This window comes from Lysobacter sp. Hz25 (assembly GCF_046097045.1).
Taxonomy (GTDB): Bacteria; Pseudomonadota; Gammaproteobacteria; order Xanthomonadales; family Xanthomonadaceae; genus Lysobacter; species Lysobacter antibioticus_B.
This window is the reverse complement of the sequence record NZ_CP175666.1, coordinates 1,832,908-1,853,323: the sequence shown is the minus strand read 5'-3', so window position 1 is coordinate 1,853,323 and position 20,416 is coordinate 1,832,908. Positions and strand designations below refer to the sequence as shown.

Genomic DNA, 20,416 nt, shown 5'->3' with positions numbered 1-20,416 from the left:
TGCTTTTCCCGTCAACAGTAGACCCAGAGGGCGGCGCACAGGACGTGCGCCGTTTTTCGATAGGACAAGGATGTCCTATCGAAAAATCCCGGCGACAGCATCGCACTCGTGGCCTGTGCCCTTGCAAGGAGAGCCCTTTTCTTTGGTTACCTTTGACCGAAGGGAATCCAGACGGACTTTTGGGCTTAGCAAAAGAAAGTAACCCGGCCGCGTAGCGGACGGAAGCTTTGCACTTGCTTATGGCTTTCATACCAGCAAGATCAAACGCTAAAAGCTTCCGCCACTAAAGCGGCGGGTAACTTTCTTTTGTCTAAAGCAACAAAAGAAAGTCACCAAAGAAAAATGCTTTTGCTTTGAATCACAAGCCCGCGCGAGCGGTGCATACGCGGGGCTTTTTCATACGGGACATCCCTGTCCCGATGAAAAACGGCGCGCATCCCTGCGCGCCGCCCTCCGGGTCTTCTATTGCCTTCGCTAGTGCGCGGCTACGCACAGCAACAGCCACGGCCACGGCCACGGCCACGGCCACAGCAAAATCTTCACGGCAACGGCAACGGTGGCGGTTGCCGGCGTTGCGGCCACCCTCGCCTCAAGCCGGCGCTGCACCCGCCAGCGAACGCAGGGTGATGCCGACGATGTAGCCCAGGCCGGTGCCGGTCGCGTAGCCCAGGGTGCCCAGCAGGGCGCCGACCGGTGCCAGCGAGGGATGGAAGGCCGAGGCGACGACCGGTGCCGAAGCCGGGCCGCCGATGTTGCTTTGCGAGCCGATCGCGAAATAGAAGAACGGCACGCGCAACAGGCGCCCGACCGTCCACAGCAGCACGATGTGGATCGAGATCCAGATCAGGCCCAGCGCGAACAGCCAGGGCCGGTCGAGCAGCGCCAGGATGTCCATCTGCAGGCCGATGCAGGCGATCAGGAAATACAACAGCAGGCTGCCGACCTTCGAGGCGCCCGCGCCTTCCAGCGTGCGCGCGCGGGTGAAGCTCAGCGCCAGCCCGGCGAAGGTGGAAATCGCGACGACCCAGAAGAAGGGCTCGTGCAGGCTGACCGTCTTGGCCCAGGACACGTTGGCCGCGAACCAGCCCGACAGCGGCGTCGCGATGGCGTGCGCGAGCCCGACCACGCCGAAGGCGATGCCGATGATCATCGCCAGGTCGCTGAGGCTGGCGACGCGTTGATGCTGGGCCTGGAACTGTTCGATGCGCTGCTTGAGCTCCTCGATCCCGCGGGTATCGGCGCCGCTGCGCGCATCGATGGCCTGGGCACGGCTGGCCAGGAAGATCAGCACCGCCATCCAGACATAGCCGACGCCGACGTCGACCACCGCGAACTGGCCGAAGGTGGTCGCGTCGACCTGGAAGATCTCCTTCATCGCCAGCATGTTGGCGCCGCCGCCGATCCAACTGCCCGCCAGCGCGGCCATGCCGCCCCAGGTATCGCCGGCCACGGTTTCCGGATGGGCCGCGCGCATCAGCAGGAAGGCCGCGATCGCGCCGATCATCACGCTGAGCGACGAGACCGCATACATCACCAGCAACTTCGGCCCGAGCTTCAACACGCCTTTGAGGTCGATGGTGAGGGTCAGCAGCACCAACGCCGCCGGCAGCAGCACGCGGCTGGCGACCGGGTTGTAGAGCTTGGTATTCGCGCCGTCGACCAGGCCGATGGTGTTGTAGATGCCAGGAATGAAGTAGCACAACAGCAGGGCCGGCACGTAGGTGTAGAACTTCTTCCACAACCCGGTCTCGCGCGAGGACGTCCAGAACACCAGCCCGAGCGTCGCCGCAATCAGGCCGAGGACGACGATGTCGTTGCTGATGAGCGCCGTGCGGGCGGTTTCTGGCATGCCGGTGTTCCCCAGGGATGAGCGAGCGGTAAAGCGTCCTCGCTTTTACTTCGGATGCGGGATCGGAGCAAGGGCCGCCGGTGCGGGATGACAGCGGGCTTGCGCGTGGAGAGGGGCCGCGGTTGTCACCGCTCGCCTGGAAGAAACGCCATCCAGGAGAGCCGCTCAGCGCTGCGATAAAGAAGCCCGGGCGCGAGTCGGCGGGCGGGATTCGCCTTGGGTGTCGGAACGGCAAATCCCCCCTGCCCCCCTTTTCCAAAGGGGGGAACAGCTAAGGCAAAGTAGCTGTTGCTGCTCGGGCTGCTGTTGCTGTTCGGGCTGTTGCTGCTGGAGTTGCTGGGGCTGTTGCTGCTGAGGCTGTTGCTGCTGGGGCCGTCGCTGCTGGGGTTGCCGTTGCCGGGGCTGCCGGGCTGTCACTGCTATTGCTGCGACCACGACCGCATCATCGCCGAGCCTCCGGCCTGCAGGCGACGAAAAACATCGCCCCCTTTGACAAAGGGGGCTGCGCGTTGCGTTGTTCGATGCCGATTCGGCGATCGGCGCGCGGGGGATTTGCTTCGCTCTGAGAGCGAGGAGCCAATCCCCCAGCCCCTTTTTCCCAAAGGGGCACTGATGCCTAGGCATTCGGAGCGGCGTTTACTCGCCGATATGCTGCTTCAGCCAGCCGTTGACGGTGTCGTGCCACTGCACGCTGTTCTGCGGCTTGAGCACCCAGTGGTTCTCGTTCGGGAAGTACAGGAACTTCGACTCGATGCCCTGGCGCTGCAGCGCGGTGAACACGCCGATGCCCTGCTCGACCGGGATGCGATAGTCGAGCTGGCCGTGGATCACCAGCATCGGTACCTTCCAGTCCTTGACGTGGTTGACCGGATTGAACTTCTCGTAGTTCTTCGGCACGTCGTACGGCGTGCCGCCCTGCTCCCACTCGGTGAACCACAGCTCTTCGGTCGCGTAACCCATCATGCGCTGATCGAACACGCCGTCGTGGCTGACCAGGCACTTCCACGGCTGCTGCCAGTTGCCGGCGATCCAGTTGACCATGAAGCCGCCGTACGAGGCGCCGAGCGCGCAAGCCTTGTCGCCGTTGAGGAAGCCGTATTTCTTCTGCGCCGCCGCCCAACCCTTCTGCAGGTCTTCGAGCGGGCGGTCGCCCCAATGCTCGCTGATCGCATCGGTGAAGGCCTGGCCGTAACCGGTGGAACCGTGGAAATCGATCATCACCACCGCATAGCCCTGGCCCGCATAGGTCTGCGGGTTCCAGCGATAGCTCCAGCCGTCGCCGAAGCTGCCCTGCGGGCCGCCGTGGATCAGGAACGCTACCGGATACTTCTGGCCCTCCTGGTAGTTCCACGGCTTGACCACATAGCCGTGCACGGTGTCGCCGTTCCAGCCCTTGAAGTCGAACTGCTCGTACTCGCCGAAACGCACGCCCGGCAGACGTTGGCTCGCGCTCGGGGTGATCGCGCGCTCGGGTGCGCCGTCGAGACCGCCGACGAAGATCTGGTCGCCGCTCTTGAGGCTGTTGCGGGTGAAGGCGAAGGTCTTGCCGGCGAGCTGCGGCGAGCCGAGGCTGCCGTCGCCGATCAGGCGGGTCGGCTTGCCGCTGGCGATGTCGACGCCGAACAGGGGCAACTGGCCGACATCCTGGGCCAGGGTATAGATAGTCTTGCCATCAGCCGACAGCACGATGTTCTCGGCCGAACGGTCCCAGTCCGGCGCGATCTCGCGCGCCTTGCCGCTGGCCAGGTCGAGCGCGAACAGGCCGAAGCGGTCGGCCTCGAAGCCCGGACGCTTCATCGCACGGTAATAGAGCGTCTTGCCGTCGGCGGCGAACACCGCGCCGGTGTCCCAGGCGGGGTTGGACGCGGTCAGGTTCTTGGCCGCGCCGCTGCCGTCGGCGGCGACGAGGTAAAGATCGAAATTGGTCGACCACGGTTCCTTGGCGTCGGCCTTGCGCGCGCTGAACACCAGCGACTGACCGTCGGGCGACCAGGTGTATTCGCTGCTGTCGCCGAACGGACGCGAGGGCACGTCGCCGATTACGTCGGCGCCAACCAGCTTGGCGGTGGCGACGGTCTTGCCGGCGGCCGGCAGTTCGGTCACGAACAAGCGATTGAGGCGGCCATCGTTCCAGGCATCCCAGTGGCGGATGAACATGCGGTCGAAGACCATGCCGCTGGCCTTGTTCTTCTCGGCCGCGTCGAGCTTCTTCTTGGTGCAGGCCAGGTCGGCCGCGCACTCGGCATAGGTTTCGGCGTTGAACGCCACGCGCTTGCCGTCGGGCGAGATCTGGTAACCGCCGACGTCGCCGTCGAACGCGGTCAGCTGCCTGGGCGCGCCGCGGCCGGCCCAGTCGATCGAATACAACTGGTTGCTGCCGCTCTTGGCGCTGAGGAAATACACCAGCTTGCCGTCCGGCGAAAACGACGGCGAGTTGACGTTCCAGCCTTCCGGGGTCAGCCGCTTCGGCGGCGCCGCATCGCGTGCGAACAGGTCTTCGATCCACAGCGAGGTCGAGGACTTGTTGGCGGCGAAGTCGACGCTGCGCTGGGCGAACACCAACAGACGGCCGTTGGCCGACAGGGTCGGCGAGGACACGCGGTCCATCGTCGCCAGATCGCGGACTTCCAGGCCGCGCGGCAGCGGCGGCGTGAGCGAGAAAGCCGGCGCGGATGCGCAGGCCAGCAGCAGGGCCATCGGCAGGAGTGCGTGGCGTGGCGTCATGGCGAAACCTCTTGCGTTAACGGATCGGCCGATCGAGCGGATGCGCAGCGATCGGCGAGGGATTGAAGACGAACGGCCCGGCGGAGCGCCGGGCCGTCGAATCGGATCAGGCTTGCGGCACCGGCGCGTTGCGGCTGCTGCGGTAGAACAGCCACACCACCACCGCCAGCACCAGCAGACCGATGCCGGCGCCGAAGTGGAAGCGTTCCGGCAGGGCCAGTACGTCGGCGCGCTTGCTGATCACGATCGGGAACGCGATGGCGATGCCCATCAGCGCCTCGCCGGTGATCAGGCCGGCGGCGAACAAGGTGCCGGGACGGTGCACGCGGTCGACCTCGGCTTCGTCGCTGTTCGCGGTCAGACCGCGGCGACGGCCGACGATGTGCGAGAGCAGGCCGCCGAGGAAGATCGGCACCATCAGTTCCAGCGGCAGGTAGATGCCGATCGCCGCGGCCAGCACCGGCACGCGGAACTTGGCCTTGCGCGACTTCAGCCATTCGTCGAAGGCGATGATGAGCGCGCCGATGGCGGCGCCGATGCCGATCATCGTCCACGGCAGTTCGCCGCCGAACATGCCCTTGGCGACCGAAGCCATCAAGGTGGCCTGCGGTGCGGCGAGCGAGTTGGGATGCTCCGCGGTCGGCGCACCGATGCCGTAAGCGGCGGCAAGCAGGTTCAGCACCGGTGCCATGATCAGCGCGCACGAGAACGTGCCGATGCCGAGCATCAACTGCTGTTTCCACGGCGTCGCGCCGACGATGTAGCCGGCCTTGAGGTCCTGCAGGTTGTCGCCGCCGACCGCCGCTGCGCAACACACCACCGCGCCGATCATGATCGCGGCGACGGCGCCGATCGGCGAGTCGCGGCCGAGCATCAGCACCAGCACCGCCGAGGCGAACAGGATGGTCGAGATGGTGATGCCCGAGACCGGGTTGTTGGACGAGCCGATCAGGCCGGCCAGGTAGGCCGACACCGATACGAACAGGAAGCCGGCGACGATCATGATGATGGTCATCGGCACGCTGACGAACCAGTTGCCGACGATGGCCTGGTACAGCAGCAGCAGCGGCATCACGAACGCCACCAGGGCGATCAGCATCCACTTCATCGGCAGGTCGCGGTCGGTCTCGGCGACCACGCCGCCGCTGCCCTTGCGCGCCGCGGCCAGGCCGCTCTTGACGCCCGACATCAGCGACTTGCGCAGCGAGAACAAGGTCCACACGCCGCCGATCAGCATGGTGCCGACGCCGAGGTAGCGCACCTTGGCCGACCAGATGGCGCGGCCGATCTGCTCGGCGCTGCCGTCGGCGATGCGCGCGGCCAGTTCCGGGTCGGAGCCCAGGAAAAACATGTGGTAAATCGGAATCGCGAACTGCCACGACAGGATGCTGCCGGACACCACCACGATGCCGACATTGAGGCCGACGATGTAGCCCACGCCGAGCAGCGCCGGCGACAGGTTGGTGCCCATGAAGCCCAGGTACTTGCCCATCCAGCCGGAGACGATGGCGTTGTCCGGGATCAGGCGCATGCCGCTTTCGGCGGCGACCTTGACCAGCGCGCCGATGCCGCCGGCCAGGGCCAGGATCTTCAGGCCCGGGCCCGGGTTTTCGCCGGCCTTGAGCACTTCGGCCGCGGCCTTGCCTTCCGGGAACGGCAGCGGGTCTTCGACGATCATCGAGCGGCGCAGCGGCACCGAGAACAGCACGCCGAGCAGGCCGCCGAGGCCGGCGATCGCCAGCACCCAGGAATAACGGAAGTCCTGCCAGTAGCCCAGGATCACCAGCGCCGGGATGGTGAAGATCACGCCGGCGGCGATCGAGGAACCGGCCGAGGCGCCGGTCTGGACGATGTTGTTCTCCAGGATCGTGCCGCCGCCGAGCAGGCGCAACACGCCCATCGAGATGACGGCGGCGGGGATCGCGGTGGCGATGGTCAGGCCGGCGAACAGGCCCAGGTAGGCATTGGCTGCTGCCAGGATCACCGCCAGGAAGACGGATAGCAGGACGGCTCGGAAGGTTAATTGGGGCGTAGCGGACGAGGCCATCGGCGTCTCCATCGCGGGTGATCGTTCAAGTGCGGCAGCGTATGTGCGGAGCCGGCCGGCAAGGACCGGGCGCCACGCAATCCGCCGATGATCGCATCCGCCGCCGGCCCCTGTAAAAGTGCAGTGCGGCAAAAAGCGGGATTGGGCAAAAGCGGCGACCGAGCGCGACGAGGGCAGAATTTCCCGGGTTTCTGCGGGGAAAGGGGTTGGATGGTCGGGACAAGGACTCGCTGGTGGCCACGCACACGAGCGAGCGGCCCTCCCCCGCCGCCTTGCACTCCCGCGGTCGCCGCAAGCGAGAGCCAGCGGATTCCATCGAAGCAAGACCCTCCTCCCGTTCACAGGAGAAGGTGGCCGGCAGGGCCGGATGAGGGCAGCGGCCCCCAATGAGCCCCTTTCCCGCGCCGCCTCCCCTTCACGCCCCGCCCGGGGCCTCGGCCGCCCGCCCCGCCCTATACTCCCGCCTCCCGGCCCGCTCCTGGACCGTAGGGAATCCGCTCGTGCCCGCAAGCAGTATTTCGAACCCGGCGCCGGTCGCACCGCGCAACGACGACTTCCTCGGCCATCCCAAGGGCCTGTACGTCTGCTTCTTCACCGAAATGTGGGAGCGCTTCTCGTTTTACGGAATGAAGGCGCTGCTGTTGCTGTATCTGCTGAAGTACCACCTGTTCGGCGACGACGCCGGCTACGACCTGATCGGCGCCTACGGCGGCCTGGTGTACGCGGTGCCGGTGATCGGCGGCCTGCTCGCCGACCGCTATCTCGGCATGCGCAAGGCGGTCGTGCTCGGCGGCGTGCTGCTGGTGCTCGGCCACCTGGGCATGGCCTACGAGGGCCACGCCGCCAAGATGGTGAACGGCGTGGCGGTGCGCGACGAGACCGCCTTGCAGGTGTTCTATTTGTCGCTCGCGCTGATCATCAGCGGCGTCGGTTTTCTCAAACCGAACATCTCGACCATCGTCGGCAAACTCTACGAGCTCAACGATCCGCGCCGCGATTCGGGGTTCACCCTGTTCTATGCCGGCATCAACGTCGGCGCGCTGTTCTCGGCGCTGATCTGCGCCTTCCTCGGCGAGACCTATGGCTGGAAATACGGCTTCGGCGCCGCTGGCGTCGGCATGGTCGCCGGGCTGTTGATGTTCCTGTGGGGCCAGCGCTATCTGCGCGGTCACGCCGAACCCGGCGATCCCTCGCGCCTGCGCGAGCGCGTCGGCCCGTTCTCGCGCGAAGTGTGGATTTATCTCGGCACCGCCCTCGGCGTGTTGGTGATGTGGGGCACGATCCAGGTCGCCTCGAAGATCACCCTGACCCTCGGCAGCCTCAGCTTCACCGCGGCGCTGACGATCATGCTGGCGACCCTGCTGGTGTTCCTGGTCTGGTTCTTCGGCTTCATCGCCCGCCAGTGCAGCGCCATCGAGCGCCAACAGATGCTGGCGCTGGTGGTGCTGATCTTCGCGGTGCTGATCTTCTTCACCCTGTACGAGCAGACCTACGGCTCCTGGGTGACCTTCAACGACCGCCTGATGACCAAGGACATGTTCGGCCTCGCCGTCGGCGGGTACGCGCCGACCCTGCCCTGGTCGGCATTCTCGATGGCACTTAGCCCGCCGCTGATGGTCGCCGCGCTGGTCGCCAGCGACCGTGGCCGCGACGGACTGGCCAAGCTCCTGGTCGGCCTGCTCGCGCTCGGCCTGGCGCTGGCGACCGCGCACGACGTGGTGCTGGTGCCGCAGACCGCCGGCTCGCTGACCTATCTGGGCGCCTTCTTCATCGTGGTGCTGGCGCCGCTGTTCTCGTGGCTGTGGCCGTGGCTGGCGCGGCGCGGCCACCACCCGAGCAAGCCGGTGACCATGGCCCTCGGCCTGATCTTCGCCGGCCTGTCGTTCCTGCCGTTGATGGCCGCGGCGAAAGTGTCGGGCGGCGGCGAGATGGCCAGCGTGTGGTACTTGGTCGCGGCGTATTTCATCCTCGAAGTCGGCGAGATGTGCCTGTCGCCGATCGGCCTGTCGGCGGTGACCCAGCTCTCGGTGGCGCGCGTGGTCGGGCTGATGATGGGCGCATTCTGGTTGGCCACCGCGTTCTCGGAAGTGCTGGCCGCACAGTTCGCCAAGATCGCCTCGGTCGAGATCCCGGAAGGCGGCGCGATCGACATGGCCTCGGCTTCGGCCAACTACGCCGAACTGTTCTCGATGCTGATGTGGCTCGGCATCGGCTCGGGCGTGCTGTTCCTGTTGCTGTCGCCGCTGTTGCGGCGCTGGATGCACGGGGTGAAGTAAGCACCCTGCGTTTCACCCGGCTTCGCCAACGAAAACGGCGCCTTCCGGCGCCGTTTTCGTTCACCCGTACAGCGGCAAGGCGTTGCTCGACTTACTTCTTGCCGGTCGACGCCGCGTCGACTTTCGGCGCCGCCGCGAGGCGGCCGCCCAGCGACTTCGACAGGAACGCCAGCAGGCGCGTGTAGTACTCGCGCTGGTGTTCTTCGCGGTAGAAACCATGGCCTTCGGTCTTGTAGTACAGCGTCTCGACCGGCACGCCGGCCTGGCGCAAGGCCTTCTCCATCTTTTCGCTGTGCACGATCGGCGCACGCTCGTCTTCGCCGCCGGCGGCGAGGAACACCGGCACCTTGATGCGGTCGGCCAAACGCGTCGGCGACACCTTGTCGAGCGCTTCCGGCGAGCCCAGCCAGCTGCGCAGATAAGCCTCGCCGGAACCGCGGCGCTGGATGTCGCCGGTGGTGTGCATCATCGGCAAGTCGTACACGCCGACATAACCGGCGGCGCAGCGATACAACGCCGGCTCCTTCGCCACGCCCATCAGCGAGGCGTAGGCACCGTAGCTCGCGCCGTACAGGCAGATACGCGAGGGGTCGGCGATGCCCTGCTCGATCGCCCAACGCGTCGCGTCGGTGACGTCGTCCTGCATCTTGCCGCCCCACTCGCGCTTGCCGGCTTCGAGGAAGGCGCGGCCGTAGCCGCCGGAGCCGCGATAGTTCAACTGCAGCACCGCATAGCCGGCATCGGCGAGCAACTGCGAGTCGTCGTCGAAACGCCAGGCATCCTGGATGCCGAACGGGCCACCGTGCGGCATCACTACCAGCGGCAGGGACTTGCCGCTGCTGTCCTTCGGCGTGGTCAACAGGCCCGACAAGGGCAGGCCGTCGCGTGCGCGCAGGTTGATCGCGCGCACCGGCGCGCGCTTGGCCGGGTCGAACCAGGAACGGCGGCTCAGGACGTGTGCGGCGTGCTTGTTGGCCTTATCGAACAAGAACAGATCGCCGGGGCTTCGATCGTTCCAGACCTGGACCAGGGCCAGTTGGCCGTCGGCGCTCTGCGAGGTGATGCGCACCGCATCGCCGGGGAATGCCGCCTCCAGGCTGCGGTACTGGCGCGCTTCCGGCGAGGCGTTGTCGAAGAACACCGTGCGCGGCTTGCCGTCGGCGAAGAACACGCCGACCGGGATGCGGGTGTTGTTGCGGTAGATGATGCGGTCCGGATCGGCGGTCTTGTCGCGCAGGACCTCCTTGCGGGTGCGGGTGGCGAGGTCGTAGGCAACGATCGCGTCCGGCCCTTGCGTCTGTTCGCTCTGGAAATACGCCACGCTGTCGTCGGCAGAGAAGCCGATCGGGTGATCCATGACCTCGTCCTGGGTATCCGAGCCCAGCAAAACCCACTCTGCTTTTTCATCTGCGCGGTAGAACAGCTTGCGTCGCAGATCGGTGCCGAAGCCGAGCGCGAAACGGACCACGCCGGCGTTGTCGGTCATGTAGCGGGCATTGCGTACCGGCGCGATGGCAAGCCGGTTGCGCTGGCCGGTGATCGTGTCCAGGCGTTCGGCGCGCGTATAGGCGTCGGCGCTGAACTGCTGCACCGAGATCACCACGCCCTTGTCGTCGGCCGGCAGATCGTCGACCAGGAAGCCGGCGACGTCCTCGACCTTCTTCGGCTGGATGCGCGTGCCGGCGCCGCGGCTCTGCACGCGGTAGCCGATCAGCACGTCGGCTCCGGTGCCGTTGGCATTGATCGCGAACAGTTCGCCGGTGGGGATCGGCGCGTCGCGCGAGCCCAACTTCTGGGCCATGCCGATCAACACGCGGGTCGGGCTGACCCACCAGAAATCGTCGACGTGGTTGTTCTTGCCGACCCGGAAGGTACCGGTGCGTTTCATATCGGCGCGGGTGAAGATCACCAGCGCGGTCTCGTCCTCCATCGGCACCGAGGCGGCGTAGAACTCGCCGGTCGGCGACAGTTTGACGTCGGTGAAGGTATCCGGTTTGACGAACGCTTCTACATCGACGCCTTGAACGGCCGCTCCTTGAGCGGCAGCACCCGCGCTCGCCGCGCTTTCGGCGGCACCGACGCCCACGATCGGCGCAGCCAGCAGCCCCGCCAGCAACAGCGCGCTTCCCCAATGCTTCATTGCGATCCCCTGTAGTCCATGAATGGTTCCGTCGAGAACGGTCCCGTCGAGAACGGTCCCGTCGAGAACGTTTCCCTCGAAAACGTTTCCCTCGAGAACGGCTCCCTCGAAAGCCGGAGGCATCCGCCGCCGGTCGGCGCGGACTGCCGTCATGGAGGAACGCTCGCAAAACGCGCACTCCCTACGTCTTCGCAGGCCGGCTTCAGCCGGCCTGCCGGTCCGCCCTCGCCCATCCCCGCAGCGAAACGTCGGCCCGTCGCGTCCGCGACGCAGCGATCATAGAAGGCCGACGGCGCTCACACAATTGGCCGCCACAGTGTGCCGCGCGGCCCACGGAAGCGTGGCGATGCCGCGGACGCGCGGGCTCAGGCGGTGGCGTCGAGCGTGGTTCTGAGCGCGTCGCGCCACTGCGGAATCGACAGGCCGTACTCGGCCTGCAGACGGCTGGTGTCGAGCACCGAATAGTTCGGCCGCCGCGCGGGCGTCGGGTAATCGGCGGTGGTGATCGGCAGCACCTGCGGGCGGCGTTCGATCAAACCACGAAGCAGCGCTTCTTCGAAGATCGCTTCGGCGAAACCGTACCAGCTGGTCTGCCCGCCGGCCACGATATGGCGCACGCCCGGCTCGACGATGCCCTGGCGCAACGCCGCCGCTGCGGCATCGGCGAGCAGCCACGCCGGTGTCGGCGAGCCGTGCTGGTCGGCGACCACGCGCAGCTCGTCGCGTTCGGCCCCCAGGCGCAGCATGGTGCGCATGAAGTTGTGGCCGTGAGTCGCATAGACCCAGGCCGTGCGCAGGATCAGATGAGCCGCGCCGCTGGCGCGGATCGCTTCCTCGCCGGCCAGCTTGCTCTCGCCGTAGACGCTGAGCGGGCCGGTCGGGTCGCTTTCGAGATAGGGGCGCGTGCCGTTACCGTCGAAGACGTAGTCGGTGGAGTAATGGATCAGAGCGATGCCGTCGGCCGCGCAGAGCTCGGCCAGCCGCGCCGGGGCCTGCGCATTGACCGCGAACGCCAGCTCGCGCTCGCTTTCGGCGCGATCCACCGCGGTATAGGCGGTGGCGTTGACGACCCGGTCGGGACGCACGCGGCGCAGCAGGGGTTCGATCGCATCGGCCTGGGCCAGATCGAGGGTCTCGCAGGCGCTGCCGTCGATGAGCCGACCGCTGAGGGTGGTGACCGTCAACTCACCGAGCGGGGCCAGACTGCGACGCAGTTCATGGCCGACCTGGCCATCGCCGCCGAGCAAGAGCAGCCTCATGGTGCGTACACCGGCAGGCGGTCTTCGGCCACGTCCTTGAGCAAGGGCGCGGCAGCGTCCTTGGGCGACAGCGACGGATCGCTGACCGGCCAATCGATGGCCAGGTCCGGATCGTCCCAACGCAGGCTCGCATCGGCGCTGGCGTCATACGTATTGGTGCACAGATAGCTGAAGATCGCGCGCTCGCTGAGCACGGCGAAACCGTGCGCGAACCCTTCAGGGATCCAGAAATGGCGCTTGTTCTCGGCGCTCAGCACGACCGCGGTCCAACGCCCGTAGTGCGGCGAGCCTCGGCGGATATCCACTGCCACGTCCCAGACCTCGCCTTCGATCACCGAGACGTACTTGCCTTGCGGCTTCGGCCATTGGTAATGCAGGCCGCGCAGCACCCCGCGCGACGAGGAGGAAACATTGCCTTGCACGAACTGCGGCGCCATGCCGTGCTCGGCGAGCTTGTCGTGGTTGAACGATTCGTAGAAGAAGCCGCGCGAATCGGCGAACACCCGCGGTTCGACGACGAGGCAGCCGGGCAGATCGGTTTCGATGACTTTCATTGCGTTCCTTAAGGCACGAAACCGCGTTCGGACAGGCTCAGCAGATACTGGCCGTAACCGTTCTTGACCAGCGGCTTGGCCAGTTCGATCAGTTGTGCGGCATCGATCCAGCCGTTGCTCCAGGCGATTTCTTCCGGACAACAGATGCGCAAGCCCTGGCGGGCCTCGATGGTTTCGATGAAGTTCGAAGCTTCGAGCAAGGACTGATGCGTACCGGTATCGAGCCAGGCGTAGCCGCGACCGAGCTGTTCCAGGTGCAGACTGCCTTCGTCGAGGTAACGTCGATTGAGATCGGTGATTTCCAGTTCGCCTCGTGCCGACGGCTTGAGCTCGGAAGCGAAATCGCTGGCGCGGCCATCGTAGAAATACAGGCCGGTGACCGCATAGCGCGAACGCGGCTTGAGCGGCTTCTCTTCCAGGCCGATCACCTTGCCTTCGCTGTCGAACTCGGCCACGCCGTAACGTTCCGGGTCGCTGACCCAATAACCGAACACGGTCGCGCCCTCTTGGCGTTGATGAGCGCGCTTGAGAATCGCGGTGAGGCCGGGGCCGTGGAAGATGTTGTCGCCGAGCACCAGGCAGCTCGGCTGGCCGGCGACGAAGTCGCGCCCGATCAGATAGGCCTGCGCCAGTCCGTCCGGACTCGGCTGCTCGGCGTACTCGATGCGCATGCCCCATTGCGAGCCGTCGCCGAGCAGGTTCTTGAACAGGATCTGCTCGTGCGGGGTGTTGATCACCAGCACTTCGCGGATGCCCGCCAGCATCAGCACGCTGAGCGGGTAATAGATCATCGGCTTGTCGTAGACCGGCAACAGTTGCTTGCTGATGGCCTGAGTGATCGGATACAGCCGCGTACCCGAGCCGCCGGCGAGGATGATGCCCTTACGGTTCATGCGTATTTCCCCTTGAGCGGCGGCTTCAGGCCTGGCCGATGCGTTCCAGTCGATAGCTGCCGTCGAGCACGCGCCGCACCCAGGCCTGATTGTCGAGGTACCAGTCGACCGTACGGGCGATCCCCTCTTCAAAAGTGACCGTGGGCGCCCAGCCGAGCTCTCGCTTGAGCTTGTCGGCGTCGATCGCATAACGACGATCGTGGCCGGGGCGGTCTGCGACATAGGCGATCAACGACTCGCGGGCACGGCCGTCGGCGAGCGGGCGACGCTCGTCGAGCAGCGCACAGATGGTCTTGACCACGACGATGTTGGCGCGTTCCGCGTCGCCGCCGACGTTGTAGGTTTCACCGATGCGCCCTGCTTCCAGCACGCGCGCAATCGCCGCGCAGTGATCGCCGACGAACAACCAGTCGCGGACGTTGAGGCCGTCGCCGTAAACCGGCAGCGGCTCGCCGGCCAGCGCCTTGGCGATGACCAAGGGGATAAGCTTCTCGGGGAACTGGAACGGCCCGTAGTTGTTCGAGCAATTCGTGGTCAGCACCGGCAGGCCGTAGGTGTGGTGGAACGCTCGCACCAGGTGATCTGAAGCGGCCTTGGAGGCCGAGTACGGCGAGTTCGGCGCATACGGCGTGGTTTCGGTGAACTTGCCGGTGTCGCCGAGACTGCCGTAGACCTCGTCGGTCGACACGTGCAGGAAACGGAACGCGTCGCGCGCCGGCGCATCGAGCTGTTTCCAGTAGTCGCGCACCTGCTCGAGCAGGCTCAGGGTGCCGACGACGTTGGTCTGCACGAACGCTGCCGGACCTTCGATCGAGCGGTCGACATGGCTTTCGGCGGCGAAATTGACCACCGCCTGCGGACGATGCTCGGTCAGCAGGCGCTTGAGCAAAGCCGCATCGCCGATATCGCCCTGGACGAACACGTGGTTCGGGTCGCCGTCCAGGCTGCTCAGCGTGTCGAGATTGCCCGCATAGGTGAGAGCGTCCAGATTGACGACTTTGATCCCTTTGCGGACCGCATCGAGAACGAAGTTGCCGCCAATGAATCCGGCGCCGCCGGTCACAAGCCAAGTAGGCACTCAGGACACTCCTTACTACAGATCGACGGGATCGAACCGGCCATATGCCGTTTGCGCCTTGCCGCGCCGCAACGGCGGGCCGGCACGGGCGAAATAGTGAAGCCAGATCGACAAGTACGCGATTGTAAAGGCTATACGGGTTGACCAGCGTTCGACGCAACCGTGCTTAAGTAAGGTGACAGGTTCCTATCGCGGCCGTCGGCACGGTCCGAGCGTGATGTCCGACCGCTTGCGCACCCCACCGAAGCAGCCTCTTCAGCCGGGCCTCCCTCAGCCATGCCCTGTTCCGGCAGATCTTCAGCCGCCAATGGCGACCGCTTTGCCCAATCAGGCCGCCTGCCTCCGGTTGGCTCGCCGCACCGCCTCCAACCGGACGGCTGCCGGCCCAGGAATCGCAGCCCCCCTGCCCGACGCCACCCAATTTTTTCGACGAGCCCCAATGCGAAACAAGCCATGCATTCAGTTTCGAGCCTGTCCGCCCGACATCGGCCTGATCGCGCAGGGGTTCGGCAATCGCCAGATCGTTGGCAGATCATCGATCGTCCGACCGGCCACCGGCAGGGACCGCGTCGGATCCGAGGGCAAGCGCTCCGTCTTGCCGCACTGCAGGTCCGGTAAGAAAAGCAGGAAGCGCGCTTCCCGCCTTGGGCGTTCGAGACGCGTCTGGCCTAGTCCAGATAGGCCGGGAACCCCGGCAGCGCCTTGAAATCGTCCATCGAATGCTGGATCACCACGCGGGCCCGCTGGTTTTTCACGATGCGCTCGATGCGGTCCATCGAGGCCAAGGTCTCGCTCCGGCTCACGTTGAACACCGGCATGCGTTTCTCGGCGCGATTCTCGTGCGAGTGATACAGATCGCCGGTCAGCAGGACCTGGCCCGAACGCGGCAGCCGAAGCAGCAGCACCTGGTGCCCGGGCGTATGGCCGGGCGCGTTGAGGATGCGCACGCTGCCGTCGCCGAACACGTCGTGATCGCCATCGATAAGCACCGTCGCGGCCTGCGCCTGGGTTTCGATCAATTTGGAATTGGTGCGCGGCGGCGCCGGAATGGACTGGATCCACTCCAGCTCTTTGCGGTTCACGATCCAGGTCGCCCGCTTCAGCGCATTCGCGTTGCCGAGATGGTCGCCATGGCCGTGCGAGAAAGCGAAGTAGTCGAGGTCGTCGAAACTCAACCCCAACTGCGCGAGCTGAGCCGCAACCGGGGTATCGACGATGGCGCGGTAAAGCGGAAGCTGAGTCCCGCCCTGGGGTTCGGCGTAACGATCGCCCAGGCCCCCTTCCCAAAGCAGGTCGCCTTGCGGGTGGCGAATCAGAAAACACGGCGTCATCAGGGTACCGGGGTGGCCGTCGTACTCTCCGGTATCGGCGAACGGCGCGAGGTCGGCGAACTGCGCGCGGCCGCAATCCATGGCGTAAAGCTTGATGGCCGGCTCGGCCGCCGAGGCCTGCGAGAACACACCGGACAATACGATCGGCAACACAAAGCGCTTCAACAACGAGGTCATGACCTTGATCCGAATGAGGCGACAGGTGGGGTAATGCGGTGAAACCGGCGCTTACGCGTCAGGCGTCTCGGCGTCGTTTGGCCGGACGCCGTTCGATCAGCATCCGCGCGATTTCTTTCGCGGACGAGGACGCCGCCGCGGAGCCGGTACGCAGCGCGGTGACGATCGCGCCGTCGATAAGCATCATCAGTTGGCTCGCCAGATCGCCGGCCGGGCGTATCTGCGCGTCTACGAGCAGGCGTTCGAGGTAGGCGGTGACCTGTTGCTTGTGGTCGTTGGCGACCGCATGGCCGGCGTGGTCGCGATCGGCCAGCTCGACGATCGAGTTGATGAAGATGCAACCGCGAAACCCGCTGCTGTTCAAGCGCTCGCTCAGGGCGTCGAACACTGCCAGTGGGCGCATACCGGGGTCGTCGGACAAACGGTCGACCGCATCGGCCAACCATTGCCGCCAGGCGATGCCGAGCTGGGTCAGGACTTCGGCGACCAGATCGTTCTTGGATGGGAAGTGCTTGTAGAAACTGGCCTTGGCGACGCCCGACCGGTCGATGATCGTATCGATGCCGACCGCACGGATGCCCTGCGCATAGAACAGCTGCGAGGCGACCGCCAGGATGCGTTCGCGCGGAGGAGCAGGTGTGGGTGCATCGGAGGCCATGGGCGAAGCATACAGACAGGTCTGTCTATGTCAAGCGAGACCAGCGGATCGGCCGTTGCAGGCGACGGCGCAGCGACGTCGTCGCCGAAAAGCGATCGGGCGCATGGCTCGCAACCGAAATCCCAGAGAAACAAAAAGGCAGGGGCCGAAGCCCCTGCCTTCGCATCGCCGCGGGCGGCGAGATAGCGCCGGCACTGCCGGCGCGATCCGATTGGTCAGAACTTGTAGCCCACGGTGACGCTGTAGCTGCGGCCGAGGATGGTGGCGTAGTCGCTGGAGTCGCCGAGGAAACTGTTCGGGTCGTAGAACGGCTGGCGGTCGAACAGGTTCTTGACGGTGAAACCGACGTTGAGCTTCTCGGTCGGACGCCAGGCCAGGCTCAGGTTGGCCGTCCACCAGGACGGCACGCCGTCGCATTGCGCTTCCGGCACCGGCAGGAACCCGGCGGTGCAGGTTTCCGGGTTGTTGTCCTCGGCATCGACGCGGTCCCAGGCCCACTTGGTGTGGCCGACGTAGTTGACGAAGAAGCTGGTGGTGAACTGGCGGTAGTTCCAATCGGCGTTGATGGTGGCGCGCAAACGCGGATTGCTGTGATAGCCCACGGTGTTGCCGTAGTACCAGCCGTTTTCGTCGTCGAGGTAGGCCTCCTTGCGGCGCGCGATGGTGGCGGCCACGCCGACGTTCAGGCTGCCCCACTCGCCCAGCGAGAAGCGGCTGCGGGCATCGATGTCGAAGCCGTCGACCAGGGTGCGGCCGCGGTTCTTGTACTGGCCGACGACGCTGGCCACATTGCCGGCGCTATAGCCCGGCAAGGTGCCCGGACAGCTCACGCCGCTGGCCGGGTCGGCGCACATCGCCGCCAACGCCGCCTGCGCGGCGCGGTCGGAATCGGTGATCGGCGAACGGGCCATCGACACGATGTCCTGTTCCTTGCTGAAGTCCGGTGCGGCGATCTCGTTGCGGCGATAGATGAACCAGTAATCGGCCGACACCGACAACCAGTCGAGCGGTTCGAACACGAAGCCCAAGGTGGCGATCTTGGCCTTCTCCGGCTCCAGGTCCTGGTTGGGCTGGGTCATGCGCGCCACGGTGCGGCTGCAGTCGGCATTGAGCAGCGAGTTGCCCAAGTCCACATCGCCGCCGCGGCGCGACTGGCGCAGCAGGTTGGCGATGGCGTTGGTCTCGGCGCAGCGCAGCTCGTCGCGGAAGCCGCCGAGCTGGGCGAACACGCCGCCGGTGCCGGCCTCGGCCAGGCTGGGAGCACGAAAGCCTTCCGAGTAAGTACCGCGCAACAGCAATTGCGGCAGCACCTGATATTTCAGGCCGATCTTCGGTGCCAGGTTGGCGCTGAAGTTCGGGTACTTGTCCACGCGCAATGCGGCGTCGAGTTCCAACTTCTCGGTCAACGGCGCCACGGTCTCGGCGAACAAGGCGTAGGTGTTGCGCTTGCCGTCGAACCACGAACCGCCCTGCTGGGTGATCAGGCCGTTGGCCGCGTCTGCGTTGCCCGGGGTATAGAAGGTTTCGCGGCTGATGTTGAAGCCGAACGCTGCGCGCATTTCGCCGGCCGGCAGGTTGAACAGCGGACCTTCGATCTTGCCGTCCAGGGTATGCAGGCGAGTCCAGGACTGGATGTCGAAGGTCGGATAGGCCTCGCGCAGCAAGGCCGCGTTGGCTTCGCTGATCTCGCCGAACTTGTATGCCGGATGATCGGAGATGATTACGCGGCCGGTGCCCGGATCGACGGTGAACGGGCCGAAGGCTTTACGGAAGCCGTCCAGGTTGACGTTGATGGTCTGGTAGGTAACCGAGTGCGTACCGGCGGTGGCGAACGCGGTTTCCCAGTTCCAGTCGCCGATCGCGCCACGCAGGCCGAACAGCCCGCGGTAGCTCTTGTCGGTGTTGCGCTGGCCGAAGTAGTTGTCGCCGACATCCTGCAACAGATACTGCAGGCCCACCACCCCGCCGTTGATCGCCTTGAGCTGGGGGCTGGCGTGGTTGTATTCGTTGTTCGGCCCCAGGAAGGGATAGCGGAACTGGTTGACCGTATTGCCGGTGTTGCGCGAGAACCAGCTGGTCGGGTTACCGGTGGTGGTGCCGAACGAACGCGGCGTGCCGCCGTTGGCGCGCAGGTCGATGTCGGTATAGGTCAGCTCGGCGAAGGCTTCGGTGCTTTCGCCGACCAGGAAGTGAGCGTTGACGTAGCCGGTCATGCGCTCGGTTTCGGCGCCCGCGTCGATCTCGTTGTTCATCCAGGTCTGCCAGATGCAACGCGGGCCGGCGGCTTCGCCGGTCAGCACGTTGTTGCAGCCCGGTGCGGGTTCCTGCACGCGCGCGCCGGTCCTGGGGTTGATGGCGAAGTAACTGCCGGGATTGAACACACCCGGCTTGCTGCCGGTGCCCAGGCGCAGGTTCTTCAGATAGTTGGGGTTGTTGACGTAGTACTGATCCGGGCGCTTGTCGTAGAAGTCGCTCAACGGAATCGCATCGCGGCGGTACAGATTGACCGAGGCGTAGACGTTGTAACGATCTTTATCGAGGTCGCCGAAGCCGGCAGTGATGCTGGCCTGGTGCTCGCCGTAGGAATCGATGCGCGAGGATTTGTCGGTGGTCACGCTGACCTCCGCGCCCTGGTAGTTGCGCTTGGTGATCACGTTGATCACGCCGGCCACCGCGTCGGTGCCGTACACGGCCGAGGCGCCGTCGGTCAGCACTTCCATGCGCTCGATCGCCGCGGCGGGAATGGCGTCGATGTTGACGAACTGGGTCTGGAAGCCGGCCGGCGCGCCGTAGTACGACAAGCGGCGGCCGTTCAACAGCACCAGGGTGCCCTGCGCGCCGAGGCCGCGCAGGTTGGCCTGCGAAGCGCCATCCGAACCGGTGAACAAGGAGCGCGAATCCTGCTGCGCCGGACGCGCTGCCGGCAGGTTGTCTAGCACCTGCAGCAAGGTGCGCGCGCCCATGTTCTCGATGTCCTGCTTGCTGATGACCTGCACCGGCGAGGCGGTCTCCACGTCCAGACGGCGGATGTTGGAGCCGGTCACTTCGATGCGCGACAGCTCTGTGGTCTTTTCGGCGCTGTCGGTGCCGTTCGTACTGCTCTGGCCATCCTGTGCGGCAGCGAAAGAAGCGTGGCCCAGCAGCGCGGCGGCGAGGGCCAACGACAGCGGGGTGGCGGTGATGCGGGATGGGCGATTGGCGCATTGACGGCGCTGGCGGCGGCTTGCGGGCAACATCGGAACTCTCCTGGCGGATCTGCGGCGCGGATGGCGGACGAAAGGCAACAGCGATCCCGGGCCGCGGCCTGACGGCCGCAGTCGGTTGGAGCGGGGGGAGGAGCGGTGTACGCGTTCGGTGTTCGGCGTTACGTGTTCGGCGTTACGTGTTGGGACTTATGCGTCGGGTGTTCGGTGTACGTGTCGCGTGGTCG

Annotated in this window: 12 protein-coding genes; 1 reads left to right on the top strand and 11 read right to left on the bottom strand. The window is 65.7% G+C overall.

From position 1 onward, the window contains the following. Window positions 1-589: 589 nt before the first annotated feature. The 3 genes from ACKN61_RS07635 to ACKN61_RS07625 all read right to left on the bottom strand — a co-directional run bounded on the left by ACKN61_RS07635 (window position 590) and on the right by ACKN61_RS07625 (window position 6,620). Window positions 590-1,849, bottom strand: a complete 1,260-nt coding sequence (locus tag ACKN61_RS07635) for a DUF819 domain-containing protein (RefSeq protein ID WP_408952977.1) — start codon at window positions 1,847-1,849, stop codon at window positions 590-592. A 636-nt stretch (window positions 1,850-2,485) separates the two neighbouring features. Next, complete coding sequence (locus ACKN61_RS07630) at window positions 2,486-4,573, bottom strand: prolyl oligopeptidase family serine peptidase (protein ID WP_408952976.1); 2,088 nt, start codon at window positions 4,571-4,573, stop codon at window positions 2,486-2,488. 106 nt (window positions 4,574-4,679) lie between these two features. Continuing rightward, window positions 4,680-6,620 carry an OPT family oligopeptide transporter gene (locus tag ACKN61_RS07625; protein WP_031374008.1) on the bottom strand — a complete coding sequence of 647 codons (1,941 nt, stop codon included), beginning with the start codon at window positions 6,618-6,620 and terminating at the stop codon, window positions 4,680-4,682. 500 nt (window positions 6,621-7,120) lie between these two features. Between ACKN61_RS07625 and ACKN61_RS07620 the strand changes: the two genes are divergently transcribed. Further along, window positions 7,121-8,896: a peptide MFS transporter gene (locus ACKN61_RS07620; RefSeq protein WP_408952975.1), complete on the top strand. Its 1,776-nt coding sequence runs from the start codon at window positions 7,121-7,123 to the stop codon at window positions 8,894-8,896. A gap of 91 nt (window positions 8,897-8,987) precedes the next feature. Here ACKN61_RS07620 and ACKN61_RS07615 read toward each other — a convergent pair whose 3' ends face one another. From ACKN61_RS07615 to ACKN61_RS07580, 8 genes are all read right to left on the bottom strand, one after another. Next, window positions 8,988-11,036 carry an alpha/beta hydrolase family protein gene (locus tag ACKN61_RS07615; protein ID WP_408952974.1) on the bottom strand — a complete coding sequence of 683 codons (2,049 nt, stop codon included), beginning with the start codon at window positions 11,034-11,036 and terminating at the stop codon, window positions 8,988-8,990. A 365-nt stretch (window positions 11,037-11,401) separates the two neighbouring features. Continuing rightward, window positions 11,402-12,295: a dTDP-4-dehydrorhamnose reductase gene (rfbD, locus tag ACKN61_RS07610; RefSeq protein ID WP_408952973.1), complete on the bottom strand. Its 894-nt coding sequence runs from the start codon at window positions 12,293-12,295 to the stop codon at window positions 11,402-11,404. Continuing rightward, window positions 12,292-12,849 (bottom strand): dTDP-4-dehydrorhamnose 3,5-epimerase, encoded by a 558-nt coding sequence (gene rfbC, locus ACKN61_RS07605; protein ID WP_408952972.1) that lies wholly within the window; start codon window positions 12,847-12,849, stop codon window positions 12,292-12,294. Before rfbC ends, rfbD begins: the two co-directional genes overlap by 4 nt. A gap of 8 nt (window positions 12,850-12,857) precedes the next feature. Continuing rightward, window positions 12,858-13,742: a glucose-1-phosphate thymidylyltransferase RfbA gene (rfbA, locus tag ACKN61_RS07600; RefSeq protein ID WP_408952971.1), complete on the bottom strand. Its 885-nt coding sequence runs from the start codon at window positions 13,740-13,742 to the stop codon at window positions 12,858-12,860. Window positions 13,743-13,767: 25 nt separating this feature from the next. Then, window positions 13,768-14,820 carry a dTDP-glucose 4,6-dehydratase gene (rfbB, locus tag ACKN61_RS07595; RefSeq protein ID WP_408952970.1) on the bottom strand — a complete coding sequence of 351 codons (1,053 nt, stop codon included), beginning with the start codon at window positions 14,818-14,820 and terminating at the stop codon, window positions 13,768-13,770. A gap of 668 nt (window positions 14,821-15,488) precedes the next feature. Then, window positions 15,489-16,328 (bottom strand): N-acyl homoserine lactonase family protein, encoded by an 840-nt coding sequence (locus ACKN61_RS07590; RefSeq protein ID WP_408952969.1) that lies wholly within the window; start codon window positions 16,326-16,328, stop codon window positions 15,489-15,491. A 58-nt stretch (window positions 16,329-16,386) separates the two neighbouring features. Further along, window positions 16,387-16,986, bottom strand: coding sequence for a TetR/AcrR family transcriptional regulator (locus ACKN61_RS07585; protein WP_408952968.1), 600 nt, complete (start codon window positions 16,984-16,986; stop codon window positions 16,387-16,389). Window positions 16,987-17,201: 215 nt separating this feature from the next. Continuing rightward, complete coding sequence (locus tag ACKN61_RS07580; protein ID WP_408953775.1) at window positions 17,202-20,153, bottom strand: TonB-dependent receptor domain-containing protein; 2,952 nt, start codon at window positions 20,151-20,153, stop codon at window positions 17,202-17,204. Window positions 20,154-20,416 lie beyond the last annotated feature (263 nt).